This is a genomic window from Vibrio sp. KUL70, from assembly GCF_059725515.1.
This window is the reverse complement of the sequence record NZ_AP045835.1, coordinates 508479-523522: the sequence shown is the minus strand read 5'-3', so window position 1 is coordinate 523522 and position 15044 is coordinate 508479. Positions and strand designations below refer to the sequence as shown.

The 15044-nt window shown below is 45.6% G+C and carries 11 protein-coding genes; 7 read left to right on the top strand and 4 right to left on the bottom strand.

Annotated elements, in window-relative coordinates; genetic code table 11:
• The first annotated feature begins 71 nt into the window (after nt 1–71).
• On the top strand, nt 72–2051 hold the full coding sequence (locus AC6I7V_RS16400; RefSeq protein WP_498012274.1) for a methyl-accepting chemotaxis protein: 1980 nt from the start codon (nt 72–74) through the stop codon (nt 2049–2051).
• 115 nt (nt 2052–2166) lie between these two features.
• Here the strand turns inward: AC6I7V_RS16400 and AC6I7V_RS16395 are convergent, their stop codons facing one another.
• Nucleotides 2167–3591: an aminotransferase-like domain-containing protein gene (locus tag AC6I7V_RS16395; RefSeq protein WP_255232413.1), complete on the bottom strand. Its 1425-nt coding sequence runs from the start codon at nt 3589–3591 to the stop codon at nt 2167–2169.
• A 118-nt stretch (nt 3592–3709) separates the two neighbouring features.
• Between AC6I7V_RS16395 and AC6I7V_RS16390 the strand changes: the two genes are divergently transcribed.
• Nucleotides 3710–4612, top strand: a complete 903-nt coding sequence (locus tag AC6I7V_RS16390; protein ID WP_498012273.1) for a DMT family transporter — start codon at nt 3710–3712, stop codon at nt 4610–4612.
• A gap of 96 nt (nt 4613–4708) precedes the next feature.
• On the opposite strand, the gene AC6I7V_RS16385 is transcribed toward AC6I7V_RS16390, so the two are convergent.
• Complete coding sequence (locus tag AC6I7V_RS16385; protein WP_255232415.1) at nt 4709–5137, bottom strand: DUF3010 family protein; 429 nt, start codon at nt 5135–5137, stop codon at nt 4709–4711.
• 239 nt (nt 5138–5376) lie between these two features.
• On the opposite strand from AC6I7V_RS16385, the gene AC6I7V_RS16380 reads away from it, so the two are divergent.
• Nucleotides 5377–7014: a methyl-accepting chemotaxis protein gene (locus tag AC6I7V_RS16380; protein ID WP_498012272.1), complete on the top strand. Its 1638-nt coding sequence runs from the start codon at nt 5377–5379 to the stop codon at nt 7012–7014.
• 114 nt (nt 7015–7128) lie between these two features.
• Here the strand turns inward: AC6I7V_RS16380 and AC6I7V_RS16375 are convergent, their stop codons facing one another.
• Nucleotides 7129–7476: a DUF3316 domain-containing protein gene (locus tag AC6I7V_RS16375; RefSeq protein ID WP_498012271.1), complete on the bottom strand. Its 348-nt coding sequence runs from the start codon at nt 7474–7476 to the stop codon at nt 7129–7131.
• Between the two features lie 274 nt (nt 7477–7750).
• Here AC6I7V_RS16375 and AC6I7V_RS16370 point away from each other — a divergent pair, with 274 nt between their 5' ends.
• Complete coding sequence (locus tag AC6I7V_RS16370; RefSeq protein ID WP_498012270.1) at nt 7751–8620, top strand: LysR family transcriptional regulator; 870 nt, start codon at nt 7751–7753, stop codon at nt 8618–8620.
• Nucleotides 8621–8744: 124 nt separating this feature from the next.
• On the opposite strand, the gene AC6I7V_RS16365 is transcribed toward AC6I7V_RS16370, so the two are convergent.
• A complete protein-coding gene (locus tag AC6I7V_RS16365; RefSeq protein WP_255232419.1) occupies nt 8745–10406 on the bottom strand; it encodes a methyl-accepting chemotaxis protein in 1662 nt (553 codons plus the stop codon).
• A gap of 349 nt (nt 10407–10755) precedes the next feature.
• On the opposite strand from AC6I7V_RS16365, the gene AC6I7V_RS16360 reads away from it, so the two are divergent.
• The 3 genes from AC6I7V_RS16360 to AC6I7V_RS16350 all read left to right on the top strand — a co-directional run bounded on the left by AC6I7V_RS16360 (nt 10756) and on the right by AC6I7V_RS16350 (nt 14870).
• Nucleotides 10756–11268 carry an RNA methyltransferase gene (locus tag AC6I7V_RS16360; protein ID WP_255232420.1) on the top strand — a complete coding sequence of 171 codons (513 nt, stop codon included), beginning with the start codon at nt 10756–10758 and terminating at the stop codon, nt 11266–11268.
• A 342-nt stretch (nt 11269–11610) separates the two neighbouring features.
• A complete protein-coding gene (locus AC6I7V_RS16355) occupies nt 11611–13521 on the top strand; it encodes a sensor histidine kinase (RefSeq protein ID WP_498012357.1) in 1911 nt (636 codons plus the stop codon).
• Nucleotides 13518–14870 carry a sigma-54-dependent transcriptional regulator gene (locus tag AC6I7V_RS16350; RefSeq protein WP_498012269.1) on the top strand — a complete coding sequence of 451 codons (1353 nt, stop codon included), beginning with the start codon at nt 13518–13520 and terminating at the stop codon, nt 14868–14870. Before AC6I7V_RS16355 ends, AC6I7V_RS16350 begins: the two co-directional genes overlap by 4 nt.
• Nucleotides 14871–15044 lie beyond the last annotated feature (174 nt).

The following is a 15044-nucleotide window of genomic DNA, read 5'->3' as shown; positions in this document are numbered from 1 at the left end:
GTAAAGGTGTACCAAGTAAGAAGTGTGCCACAGTCGGGATATAGAGATTTGTCAGCTGCTAGGAAAGGTTTATGAAACTAACGGACATGTCGTTCAAGCAAAAAATATTTGCCCTACTTATTTTACCCATACTCGGGTTTTTGTGGCTCAGTGCTACAGCCATATCGCAAAGCATTCATACATCCCAAGAGATGCAGACCCTTAACCAACTGACTCGCCTTTCGGTTGTGTACAGTGAACTGGTACACGAGCTTCAGAAAGAGCGTGGTATGACTGCTGGCTTTTTGGGAGCAAAAGGGACTAAGTTTGGCAAAGAGTTGAGCGATCAACGTAATTTAACCAATCAAAAACGCTCTGCTCGCAACGACTTTTGGCAAGCGCAAGACGTGGAGTTGCCAGAGATCACGCAACTCAATCAAACGATCTCTCAAGGACTCAACCAGATTACAGATATTCGTCGTCAGGTTGATGCTCAAACAATCCCTTTAGGGCAGGCGCTTGCTTACTACACTCAGCTTAACGCTAAGTTATTGAGTGTGTCTTCTTTGATCGCTGAGTTAAGTAGTGATTCGGTCATTACTCGTGAGACCATCGCTTACTACAACTTCCTTCAAGGGAAAGAGCGAGCCGGTATCGAGCGCGCCGTATTGAGCAATACTTTTTCGAAAGATGAGTTTGGTGAAGGCATGTTGGTGAAGTTCATCTCACTAGTGACGCAGCAAGATACTTATTTCTCCAACTTTAGAGAGCTCAGCACACCCGCAAATGTGGCTTTCTTCGAACAGCAGCTTAATGATAAAGCAGTGGATGAAGTAACACGCTTGAGAGAAGTGGCGAAATCGACCATGAGCGGCTTCAATACGGACCCGGTGTATTGGTTTGCTCAGTCCACAGGTCGTATCGTTAAACTCAAACAGACAGAAAACCATCTTGCTGATTCGTTAATCAATCTTACAGCGAATAAAACACAACAAGCACAAACACAGATGCTATTTAGTATTGCGCTGTTTGTCGTTGTATCTATAGTTGCACTGTTTGTTGGTATCAAAGTGGTGAGAGACCTAACAACGCGAGTCACTAATTTAACGTCGGTGATGGCAAGTGTTCGCGATAGCAACGATCTAACAGTGCGCGCTCAATATGAAGGAAGCAGTGAGCTTGGCCAAATTGCCGCGTCTTTGAATTCGACTTTAGAGAAGTTTAAAGATGTGATGGATCAGTTGTCTCACTCAAGCATGTCGTTGGCTTCTGCGGCAGAAGAGACATCGCAGACTTGTGATTACAATTCTCATGCATTGGTCGAGCAACAAGATCAAATTGGTCTAATCGCCACAGCAACGGAAGAGTTGTCAGCAACAGTAAATGAAGTGGCAGACAAAACTCAGCAAACAGCGACTTCAGCGCAAATGGCTGACCAGCAAACTAAGATTGGATTAGAGACGGTTCAACACTCATATCATTCCATCGAGCATCTAGCGAATGAGATTAATGGCTTAGCCGACAAGATCGCACATCTTAATGAGAGCAGCAGTAACATCAACAGCGTCATTGATGTGATCAAATCGGTGGCTGAGCAAACTAACCTATTAGCACTGAATGCGGCGATAGAGGCGGCTCGTGCAGGTGAGCAAGGGCGTGGTTTTGCAGTCGTAGCGGATGAAGTAAGAACACTAGCGCAGCGCACTCAAGAGTCGACAGCTGAGATCGAAGGCTTCGTAACGGCCCTGCAAACCGATGTTCAAAGCGCATTTGATGTTATTGATAACAGTCAAAAGATGTCGCAAAAAGCCGTAGAAGATTCGCGTGATGTAGAGCAAAGCCTGCAAAGCATCTCCGATTCAGTCGGTGAAATCTTCAGTATGGCCGAGCAGATCGCAACGGCTACTGAAGAGCAAGCGGTCGTCACGCAGGACATCGCGAAAAATGTTATCTCTGTGGAACAGAAATCGACAGAATCAACCACAGGGGCAACACAGATAGCAGTTACGGCTCGTGAACAAGCACAATTAGCGTCTACGCTTAAGACGTTGTCTAACGTGTTTAAACGATAGGTGTTGCAAGAAACAATAGTATATATGGATAAAGAAAAGGCCCGCGATTCGTTAAGTCTCGCGGGCCTGCATTCTAGTATCAAAGTAGCGTTATAATTGATAACCGCCATTAGCCTTAGCGCGATAACGTAAGCTGTTTGGCTATCAATCTCGCCAATATCTCAATGCCTTCTCTCCACTCTTTGGTCTCTTCTAGGTTGGCAACACTGAATCGAACACAATGTTTATATTGCTCATGTGTACCGAATACTGTTCCCGGTAGAATGCCTAGCTTGTGCTCCAAGCAGTCTAAATAGAGCGTATAACTGTCGAAGGAATCGGGCAGGGTGAGCCAAACCAGAAACGACCCTTCCGCACGGGATAAGTGATAGCGTTCTTTTACTTGTGGGTATTGGTTTAATGATTCACTGAGCGCTGTGTGAAACTGTTTATGATTGGTTTGATAAAGGCGCTTCATTTTCGCAATATGGCTGCGATATCGGCCTGAGGTTAAGAACTGCCCAACCGCAGATTGCATCAGGTTTGAGCTGCCCATGTTGTCACACAGAAGAAACTTTTCGATCTGTGGCTGATATCTCCCTGAGAGCAACCAACCGATACGCAATCTCGAATCGAGCGTTTTCGATAGTGAATTTACGTAGATAACGCGCCCCTCTTGATCGAGTTCTTTTAGACTTGGCAGTGGTGAATCATAGGCTAGGCTGCCAAACACATCGTCTTCAATGATGGGCAGTTGTTTCGTGACTTCTAGCAGTGCCTTTCTATTGTTCAAAGGCATTCGAGAGCCCGTTGGGTTGGTGAAATTAGGCGTTACTAATACCGCTTTAACCGGCCATTTCTCGACCGCATCTTGCAGGGCATTGATATCAACCCCTGAATGAACGCTGCTTGGGATCTCCAGCGCCTTGAGCCCTAATGACTCCAGCAGCAGTAGGTTGCCAAAATAACAGGGAGACTCGAGTGCTACGATATCACCGGGTTCGGTTAATGCTCTCAGTGCGAGGCTGATCGCTTGTTGAGCACCATGCGTGATGGCTATTTCATTGGCACTGGCTGGTACTCCAATGTCTTGAGTGATCTTGAGGAGCTGTTTCACCAACTGATCATCGCCTGGAGGGAGCTGGTAATAACCGGGTAACTGAGCTTGAATACGACTATGTCGGCCTATTTCGGCATACAGGCTTCGTATTGCCGAGTTATTGATATTCGGGTGTGCTGAGCCCGTGAGGAGTTTAAGTTTTCCATCTGGGCGTGACAGCACGGATCGAGTGACTGATAACAGATCCACCTTTTGTGGGCGGCTACTTTTTTCGGAGGCAGAGAGTGCGATCTCCTGCACTCGATAACCAGATTTTGGTACAGAGTAGATGAGCCCCGTGGCTTCAAGCTCTTGGTAGGCTCGAATGACCGTGTTTTTGCTCATATTGAGTTGTGTACTCAGCTGTCGAATGGAAGGGAGGCGATCATGAACATGTAAAATCCCCCCTTCGATCTGATTCTTAATGTGTTGTTCCACTGCCAAGTATTTGTTGATACCCACCTATTGCCCCCTGAGCGCAAAATCTGTAACCATCTAAAACATTAAAACTGTATCTTTTATCTACATCTGTACCCAACTAAGGTAACAGTATTGTTGAATAGTTGACCAGGGTTTTATCATGTTGATTAAATTTATTCCCTTTGTTTTCGTCGTTTTATGGTCGTCAGGTTTCGTCGGTGCACGGTTTGGTTTGCAATATGCGGAACCTGCGACCTTGTTGTCTCTGCGTATGATCGCTAATGTCCTCTTGTTCGTGCTTCTGATAGCGACACTCAAACGTAAAGTGCCTCGAGGTAGTGCCTTTTTTCATAGTTGTGTGGTTGGCATACTCATACATGGCTTCTATCTTGGTGGGACTTATTTGGCGATTGATATGGGCATGCCCGCTGGTTTGAGCGCACTTTTGGTTGGTTTACAGCCAATACTCACCGCCATCATGATTGTAACTTTCACTGTGGAGCGTTTTAATTGGGCTCAATGGGTAGGGTTAGCACTCGGCTTCTCTGGTATTAGTTTGGTGCTGATGGGGAACATCGAATGGCAGTCAGATGCGCACAAAATGGAAGCAGTATTATTGTGTATTCTTGCTTTGATAGGGATTACTTTCGGTACTCTATACCAGAAACGTTTCTGCCAAGGGGTGGATATGGTGGGCAGTGCGATGGTGCAGTATTTCGCAGCGGCTATTTTGTTTGTGCCCTATGCGATGAGTTTTGAGAGTATGCAGGTCGACTGGACAATAGAATTGTCATTAACCTTGGTTTGGCTAGTCGTCGTGTTGTCTTGTGTGGCGATTTTGCTGTTGCTCTACATGGTGGAACACGGGGCAGCATCGAGTGTTGCTTCTGTGTTTTACCTTGTACCTCCTACAACGGCCATTCAAGCTTGGTTGATGTTTGGTGAGTCTTTTGATTTTTATGGTGCGTTAGGCTTTGCGCTGGCAGCTATCGCGGTTTATTTAGTGGTGAAAAAGCCAAATCTCTCGTTGGGCTTTAAGAGAAAAGTACAAGTTAGACTTTAGAGAAAGTCACCAGAAAAGAGTGGATAGTATTTCTCAAACAAAAGAGCCCTCGAAGGGCTCTTTTAGTTTCAATGGAAAATCTCTAAGAGGCCTGCGTTACGCTTTGTTCATTAAGCAAGCGTAAGCGGTTGTGAATGGCGCTTCTTGGTACTGTTTTAGTCCAGTCTCTTTGAACTTCATCATCAGTGGGTTGTGCTTTAGGCTCTCTTTGATTGTTGCTGGTGCTACAACTTCTACATCTAAGCCATCAATCAGTTGGATAGCGGCTTCTAGTTTGAAGCCGTGACCGCCTCCGGCGAATTTGCCTTTAGTTTGACGTTGGCGAATTACCACCTTCTCAACTTGGTAATCTTCCATCAGTTTGGCGAAAGAGAACTGGAAATCTTTCATTTTTTGCGTGTCATTTGCATCGCTAATCGCGACTTTAGAAACGCGGCAATCAGGGATGTTGAATACACCATCTGAAAGAGAAAGTAGACAAATGATCGCATCATTACCTTTGATTTCAACGCCACAAATTTTCATGTTTTTACCTATCGATTTATCAGTCGTACATTATGGGTTGATTCGCATAATATCACCAGCTTATTGCAGGAATTAGGCGGTGTTATTTCGGGCAATTATTCATATCTGGTTGAATTATAATCAAACAGTTTTAGGGTAACGTTTGCCATGAGATAGACCTCACAAATTCATAGCGTCCATTAATCCGTATGCGATATATTATACGAATATCACTAAATAATGTACGGTTAAGAGGACAAATGAGTATCAACAACCTTTCCATCCGCAGTAAGATCGCGATTCCGCTGCTGGTGATCGTTGCAGTTTTCTCTGCAGTGACCATTGTGAATGTAATTAAGTCGAATCAACAGGCTGCGATCAATCACGAGTTGAATAATGTTGTGCAACCTGTGTTAGAGAATTTAGAAGACGGTTATCGCGATATCTACCAAGTCATCTCTGCGGCGCAAGGGCTTCTGTTAGCGAAGGATCAGGCATCGATCGATTACCAAATTTTTGAGTTCAAAGACAATGCCTACAAAGCTGTACCGCGTTTTGAGAGTGTACAGAAACTGTATGACGCTGGCGTTCTTGATCGCTCATCTCGCAATGAGCTGACTAAGTTAGTGTCTTCAATGAGCCGTTGGGTTGAACTTCATGAGCCTATGTTTGCTGATCCAGCAAATGCTCACGCTTACAATCGTGAATTCTCACCAGTGCTGGATGCAGAGTTTGAAACGATCCGTAACCAGCTTAGGTCTATCCGCTCTCTGATTGAGAAGAAACAGGAAAAACTACGTCAACAAACTGATGATTCGATTGAATCTAGCAAGATTGTTATCGAAGTTGGTATGGGTGTCGCGATTCTCGCTGCGTGCTTTGCACTATGGCTATCAAACCGTTTCATCGTTAAGCCTATCCAAGATGTAGAGAAAGCGATGAGCGAAATCGCTTCAGGCAATGGCGATCTTTCACAACGTATTAAAGTTGAAGGCAGTGATGAAATCGCACGTCTGAGTGCCGCGTTCAACGAGTTTGTTGGCAAAATCCATGTGACGGTTGAGCAAGTGATTTTTGCGTCAAATGCCGTGCGTTCAGAGATGGAAAACATTAAGTCGTTGACTCAAAGCGTAGTGGAATTCTCGGCTAGTCAGCAGCAAGAGAGCGAAGTGGTTGCTGCTGCAGTACATGAAATGCAGGCCACTAGCTCGGTGGTGAGTGGTAATGCTCTTGATGCTGCAACAGCGAGTAATACGGCGACGCGCGAAGTGGAATCAACCAACAAGACCTTGGCCTTGACTGTGGGTTCAATCGAGCGCTTGGCGAGTGATATTGAGAACGCGAGCGGTGTGGTACACAACCTTGATACTGATGTGAAGAGCATCGCTTCGATTTTAAGTGTGATCAAAGGCATCGCTGAACAAACTAACCTATTGGCTCTGAATGCGGCGATTGAAGCGGCACGTGCCGGTGAGCAAGGGCGCGGTTTCGCTGTAGTTGCAGACGAAGTACGTGCACTGGCAAGTAAAACGCAAGACAGCACCGGTGAGATCGAATCTATGATTGAGCGTCTTGAGCAAGGTGCAAAGCAAGCGGTTAGTGTGATGGACGAGAGCAAAGAGAGCGGTGAGAGAACCATTGCTCAAGCAGAAACAGCAGCGACATCTTTGGCTGAAATCAGCAGCTCAATTGGCATGATGAATGAGATGAATACACAGATTGCGACCGCAGCTTCGCAGCAATCCCACGTCTCCGAAGAGGTCAACCAGAATGTTCAACGCATTGCCGAGAGTACCGGTCAGATGGTTGAGATGGCAAGCAGTGCAGAAAATGCATGTATGGCACTGGCAGAGCAGTGTGAATCACTCGATCGACTAGTGTCTCAGTTTGAAGTTTAGCTGTTAAGATTAAACCGATAACAGACTAAGCGATCTGTTATGAAGGTCTAAAGCCAAAAGCCCGCACTTACTTTTTCAGTAAATGCGGGCTTTTCTGTTTGGCCTCAAGCAAGATTAACTGCTGCGACCGTCTTTGTAGGTGTAACGATAGTCGACGGTGATCGCCGCTTGATAATGCACATCACCACTCATATTGGTGATCTTCTTCACTTCCATATTGGCATCATCAATCTTAAACGAATCGTATTTAGTCGTGTTTCTAAACTGAGGCAGCTCTCTTGAAAGTTCAAAAGAACTCTTAGTGCTTAACTCTTCCATAAGGGTAGCTCCTGCATCGTATGCTTCCGCTTCAGTAACAAATGTATCTGACTTGAGCGTTGTCTCTAGAACTGCTGTTTTAGTTGCTGCAAACGCTGTTGTGCTTAGAACAAGTGTTGATGCAAGTACGATTAATTTCTTCATAGGAATACCTTACTTTGTTTATGAACATCAATGTTTCGGTGCACAACCAAGATAACAATGAAGTGACGTAAGAAGTGTCAGGGAAATTGCTGTATTTGTAAGATAAAAGTAAGGCTTGTTAGTGAATGTCAGAGTAGTGTCTAAGCAATACATAGACGACTTAATAGTGGGGTTTCAATCGTGGCGATACATGAATCAAGATGACTTAAATGGGGTAATTCAATAGACTAAACAGACCTTAGTAAACAGATTATTTTAAATAGACAGGTGTGGTATGGCGAATTGGGAAGGAGTCAGTGAATTTGTCGCGGTGGCCGAGCGAGAAAGCTTTACCGGTGCTGCTAATAAACTATCGACCTCTGTTGCACAAATTAGCCGTCGTGTCGCCAGCTTGGAAGAGCGACTAGCCGTTAAATTATTGAATCGCACGACACGTAAAGTGTCTCTTACCGAAGCAGGGCAGCTCTACTATCAACAATGCAAGCAGTTGGTAGAGGGACTGGAGCTAGCAGAGCTTGCAGTAACCCAGATGCAATCGACACCCAAAGGTCTGCTGAAAGTTACGGCTCCTGTCACTTATGGTGAGCGCCAGCTTGCGCCTTTGCTGCATCAGTTTCTGACTCAGTACCCTCAAGTTGAGCTCGAGTTAATGCTCACCAATCAAAAGTTAGATCTTATCGATTCGGGGGTAGATGTGGCGATTCGTTTAGGTCGACTGGAAGATTCGAGTCTAGTTGCAAAGCGCCTGTCTCAGAGACAGCTCTATGTCTGTGCAAGTCTGAAGTACATTGAACGTTATGGTGAACCACATACTTTGTCAGAGCTTGCCAATCACCAGTGTTTGGTTGGTGGGTTTGAGCACTGGCGATTTAAAGAAAATGGTCAACCGAGATCGGTACGAGTTAATGGGCGAATTAAATGCAACAGCGGTTTAGCACTTCTTGATGCCGCGAAACAGAGCATTGGTTTAGTGCAGCTACCTGAATACTATGTCAGCGATGATCTAGAGTCGGGAGAGCTGGTGGAAGTGTTGTCGGATTTCCGAGATGACAAAGAGGGGATCTGGGCGCTCTATCCTCAAAACCGTAATCTCTCTTCTAAAGTTCGCCTGCTGGTGGACTTTCTCGCTGATAACCTAGATTAATTCGACACGGGTTTCCGTGCCTTGAAAAAAGACGTTTGGTTTGAATGTACGGCTGGTTTGAGTGATGGTGCCGCGAGGGTGAAGGCCCTTATCCAGCTGAATAAGGGCGCATTTAAATAGCAGACTAAACAGTAAATCGGTCGACTAGGTGGTACAGCTCGTTCGCACGATCGTTCAAGTTTTGGCTACCCGTGCGGTTTTCATTGGCTAATGTTGCTGACTGAGAGCTTGAATCAGAGATAACCACTACGCGTTGTGATATTTCTTGGCCGACTATATTTTGCTCTTCGGTTGCAGTGGCGATAAGAGAGTTCATGTCCATGATGGTATCAATTGACTCCTGAATACGCGCCAGCGCTTCAGCGGCTGCGTTCGCTTCTTCTACTGTTTGAGCGCTGCGATTTTGACTAGAATCCATTGCTTTGACAGCCGCATCAGAGGCCGCTTTTAATTGTTCGATCATGGTGTGGATTTCACCAGTGCTCTCTTGAGTTCTGCTTGCGAGTTTACGAACTTCGTCGGCAACCACCGCAAAGCCGCGCCCTTGTTCACCTGCTCGCGCCGCCTCGATAGCCGCGTTCAATGCCAGTAGGTTAGTTTGTTCCGCAATGTCTTGGATAACCGCTAGAGAAGATGAGATGTTTTGTACATCCCCCTCAAGTTGAGATACGACAGTGTTCGCTTCTGATACCTCAGAGGCTAAGCCTGCCACAGACTCCGCCGCGGCATTCACAATCTCTTGCGCTTCACGTGCGTTGTTTTCTGCCTGCTTCGCGGAATTCGCCGCTTGGCTCGCGTTACTTGAGATCTCTTGAGCCGTGGTTGTCATTTCTGTCATCGCGGTAGCAACTTGTTCAGTCTCTTCACGTTGACCGTTTGCCAGTTCATCGACTTGAGCGGCACGAGCTGACATGCTATTGGTCTCGTTCACCACTTGCTGGCCAACATCACTCACGCTACGAATAATGGTTTGAAGGCTCGCAACAAACGCATTGAAGTTGTCGCTAAGGCGGGCAAATTCTGGTGCACGAAACGATTCCATACGAGCTGTCAGATCAGCCTCACCGCTTGCAAACGAGCTAATTGAACGATCCAGCTGCTCGATTGGCTTCATAATGGTGCGATTTATACCGACGGCGAAAACAGCAACGATCAGTGCGATCAGGCCACAGAACAGGCTGATCGCAGTGATCGTGCTCTGCAATGCTTGGTTTGAACTTGCTTCCATCTCAGCGATAACCGCATCAATGTCATCGGTATAAAACCCCGTACCTAGCATTAAATCCCACTGCGGAATGAAGATCGAGTAACTCAGTTTTGGTAGCGCTTCGGTCTCACCTAACTTAGGAAAGTAGTAAGTAGTGAATTTGCCGACCTTCGAATTCTTGATCAGATCCTGAATCAGGTAGTTGCCTTTTTTGTCTTGCAGGTTGAAGTAACTTTTCCCGATACCATCGGTACTTTGACCAACCACCACACGCACGCCTTTGGAGTCGTAACCGAAGATGTAGCCTGACTCTCCATACTCTAGCTGACGCAAAGTAGGTAGGGCTTCTTCTAGTGTGGCACCTCGCTCTAGGAATGGTGTAATTGACGACTTCGCCATTTGTAGATAAGACTTCAGTTCTTTCTGTTTCATCTCCATCATGTTGGTACGAGTCGAGTTGACCTGTTCAGCGGTAAGTTCGGTTGTCTTTAGATAGCTTACATAGATCATTCCGAGCGTCATAAACAGGAGAGGGATAAAAGACAAAATATAGAGGCGGTTTCTGATGGTTAGACTCATAAAGACTTCCTACTGCAGAGATATTATTTTTATTGGGTCACAGGACCGGTTGAACAGATGAAATTTTCGGCATGCTGCTCAAAAAATGCCACATGTTGATTTACATTATTTGCCTGTTTAAAAAATGTAAATGCGCCATTCGTCTAAACGTTACGTTCGCATAGTTTTGTTCGATAAATTTGACAGCGGTTAACTTTTAGCTGAATAAGTGAGTAATCGACTCAACATAATTGAGAGCAGGAGAACGAAGAGGAGTGTGTCAGAACTTTTGATAGCTTGAATGCTTTGCTAGAATGCGGCGCTCTGTGACAATCCAGTCACGTTGTTATTGATTTAAGTGAGTACATTCATGAAGAAAGGCCAGGTAACGATTGGTTTAACTAACCCCAAAAGCCCAACCAATGTGGGCGCTGTGATGCGTGCAGCGGGGTGTTATCAAGTGGATGAGGTTAAGTACACGGGGCAACGTTATGAAAAGGCGGCCAAGTTTCATACCGATACCAAGAGTGCAACTCGCAATATTCCACTGGTCGGGGTGGATTCATTTCTCGATGACCTTGACCCAGAGACAAAGATTGTGTGTGTTGAACTAGCAGAAGGCGCGACGCCTCTACCAAGGTTCCAACACCCAGAGAACGCTATCTACATCTTTGGTCCAGAAGACGGTTCGATTTCTCAAGAGGTTGCAGATCGCGCTGACCATGTGGTGTATGTACCGACGGTTGGTTGTATGAACTTAGCGGCAACGGTGAATGTCCTTCTGTACGATAGATTGGCTAAGTCTGATGATATGGACGAAAGCAACGAGCTTATTAAAAAGAGCCGTGATAACCGCAATCACCTTCTGGTGAAAGAAAAGTAGCAACAACTCGCCCCGGAGTGAAATCGTCCGCTTGATCGCTCTTTAAACAACCCTCGGCCTAACACAATTTTGGTTCTGTCTACGAGGTCACTTTCTGTTATCGCAAAATGCACAGTCAGCACTTTATAAAAGAATTGTTATGGTGTTTTATGTGAAATGTTAATGATTGTAGGCGATTTCATTGTTTCTCTAAAACAATACGCTTGGTTGGCATGGCTTATATAACATCCTAACTCTTTGAATCATTGACGCTTACTGTGAATTGTTCGATAAGAAAGAGTAAAGAATGTGAGTAGTGATTCTTCCCAATTTGTAGACGATGAATTTCGCTTTCAACCCACGTTGCGGGCGAAGTTTTCACGTCGAAGGTGGTTCAATTGGAAAGGTATTGAACTGCGTTTGGTGTTGGCTCTAGCGATGCTGTCGATGACGACTATCTTTCTTTCGGTCTTTTCTAGTTTCACTTTTGATATTCTCAATCAGCGCCTTGTTGAGCTGAAAGAGCAAGAGATCCCTGCGCTAGATAATGCGGCTCGCCTGAACGACAGAGTCAGAGAAGTCATCACAACCTCTTCCCAACTCAGTGGTGCTGAATCCAACCTAGAGCGCCAACAAGCGATGCTGCGAATTGAACAGGCCATTTCGGAGATGAAAGGCATCATGGTTCAATTTCCCGACTACCATTCTTACTTCAAGGATCTTATCTCACAAGTTCACAATAGCTTGAGCTTGCTCTATCAGAGTGAAATAGAGTCGCAGCAGCTCAACAAAGAGTTACGTAACCTGCTAGAAGGTTTCTATCCATTGCTCCAACAAGCCAGTGACGCACTCGATGATCTCCCTCAATCGAGTAAGCAGCAGATAGATTTCGCCCAACTAAAGGCACTGCTCTACTATCAACTGGGTTTGGTCGAGAAGCTCTACAACGATTCTAGCTTCAATGAACTCGACTACACTGGATACCGTCTAGAGCAGGTCGGTGAAGAGTGGTGGGGCATTTGGGCGAGTGGCGATCTACGGAGTGAATTTCCTGAGCTGGATGAGCAATTGATGGTGATCTACAGCTTGGCCTCTAATACAAGCACTCTGTACGAGCTAAAAAATAAGGCGCTCGATCACCGTTATCAAGAGATGTACTTTCTACAAAATAGCCGAGAGCACCTTAACCAGCTCACGGTTCAGATTGAAAGCCACACCAGCAAGGTGAATGGCAATATCGATCAATCCATTCAACAAGCTCAACAGTCTCTGCTTTCAAATCAGCGACTGTCTCTGTTTCTCTCCCTGTTTAGCGTATTAGCCGCAGCGGCGATATCTTGGTTCTATGTGCGAAAGAGTGTTTTAGAGCGCCTCTTGCAACTAAAAGACAACATGTTCGCTATCTCTACTGGGCATCTAGATACCGAAGTCGCGATTCGCGGTCGCGATGAAGTGACGCAAATGGCTAAATATTTAAGAGTGTTCCAAACCACCGCTAAGGTTGTGAAACAGACCAATCGTAAGCTCGAAGCTGAGGTTATCGAGCGCACTATTGCTGAAGAGAAATTGCGCGTGACCCAAGATGAGCTGATTCAAGCAGGTAAGCTTGCGGCTTTGGGGCAGTTGAGTGTCGGCATTACACATGAAATCAATCAACCTCTGACTGCAGTAAACAGCCATGTTCGCAGTGCACAGTTGTGGCTGGAAAAAGAGCGCCCAGATAAGGCCGTGAACAACCTGCAGAAGATCGAGACACTACTAGAGAAAGTCGCAGCGATTACTCGTCACCTAAAAGCGTTTTCTCGTAAAAGCGACGGTAAGCTAACTAGTGTTGTACTGAACGATGTGATTAGCGATGCGATTGACTTGTTTGAGACTCGCCAAAGCGGAGCCAACATTGAGTATTCACCGCATCGGTCTTTGTTGGTTCGAGCCAATAGTATCCGTTTAGAACAAGTCTTGGTGAATCTAATTAGCAATGCGTTAGATGCTATCGAGCACAAAGAACAACCTAAGTTGATCATTTCTACCTCTGAGCACTCAGAGACCATTGAAGTATCAGTCAAAGACAACGGTTTAGGTATTCCTCAAGAGGATCTCCCGCACTTGTTTGACCCATTTTATTCACGAAAAAGTTCTGGAAAAGGGCTCGGACTTGGTTTGTCCATTGCTTACAACATCATAAAAGACTTTGGTGGTTCGATTCACGTGGAATCTCAAGAACACCAAGGTACAACTTTCATCGTCACTCTACCAAAAGGCACACACTCATGACCCAAGACAACCACATTATTTTGATTGATGACGAACTGGACGTTGTCGAAGCGGTGAGTGAAATGCTTGAGCTCGAAGGGTTCAACGTCACCAGTTATACCGACCCTAACCTGGCACTCAAGTCGTTGAAGGGAAGCAGCCAGTCTGTGGTGTTGAGTGATGTTCGAATGCCGAAAATCGATGGGTTGAGTTTGGTTAGCGCGATTCAACACCGAGCACCGAACGTACAAGTGTTATTGATGAGTGGTCACGGTGACATACCTATGGCGATTGAAGCGATGAAGCTGGGTGCGTTTGATTTCTTAGAAAAACCACTAGATACCAGTGAGTTGGTAGAGAAGCTCAATCTCGCACTAGCGCAATGTCAGAGCAGCAGCTCTCAAACCTTTGGTGAGAGTGAAGAGAGTGACCTACCAATCGAGTCTGTCGTTATCGGTCAATCAAAGGGCATGGAGAGTATTCGCAAACAGGTTCTCGCTTTAGCACACACAGGTGTGGATACCATAATTAATGGTGAAACGGGTACTGGTAAAGAGGTGATAGCAAGGGCGCTTCATCAATTTAGCCGACGAAAAGCCAAACCGTTTGTAGCGATTAACTGTGGCGGTATGACAGAGAGCATCATTGAGAGTGAGTTGTTTGGCCACGAGGCAGGGTCGTTCACCAGTGCCAATAAAAAACGCATTGGCAAAATAGAGCAGGCGAGTGGTGGAACCCTATTCCTTGATGAAATCGAAAGTATGCCTATCGCGGTGCAAATCAAATTGCTGCGAGTGATTCAGGAGCGAACCATTGAGCGTGTCGGCGGCAATGAATTGATCCCTGTTGATATTGTTGTGGTTGCGGCAAGCAAAGCCGATCTCGCTAGCCTGAGTGAGTCGGGTGAGTTTAGAGCCGATCTTTTCTATCGCTTGAATATCGCCAGTCTGAATCTGCCCGCTCTACGACATCGTAAAGAGGACATTCAAGTTCTGTTTCGACACTTTGTTGTTCAAGCTAGCCACAAATATAAGACTCGTCCCTCGACAATTTATCCTGAGCAGATCCAGCAGTTGTGTCGACATGAGTGGCCGGGCAACGTACGCGAGCTGCGCAACGTCGCGGACCGTTTCGTACTCGGTATTGTGGGTGATGGTTTCGATTTGCAATCACCAAGCTGTGAATCGACCGGTGGTGAGTTTGCCTTTGAAAAGCAGATGGAGCAGTACGAACGCAATGTGTTGACAGAAGCTTTGATAGAGAGCGCTGGCAACATTAATGATGTGTCGAACAAGCTTAACTTACCCCGTAAAACCTTGTATCGAAAAATGAAAAAGCATCAGCTTGATAAAGAGAGTTTTAAAATGTAGTTCGTTCCAAATATAGTCAGTGTGAAATGGGATAAAACTGATAAGACAGCAATGACCCATTTAATGAATCTATAAATTAATATCTACTTCAAGTGTTTGTAATGCAAGGATTTTAGCATTTGGCACAATGCCTGCACTAAACCATTGCGGCTTAAAGCCAGTGCTGCGTATCAG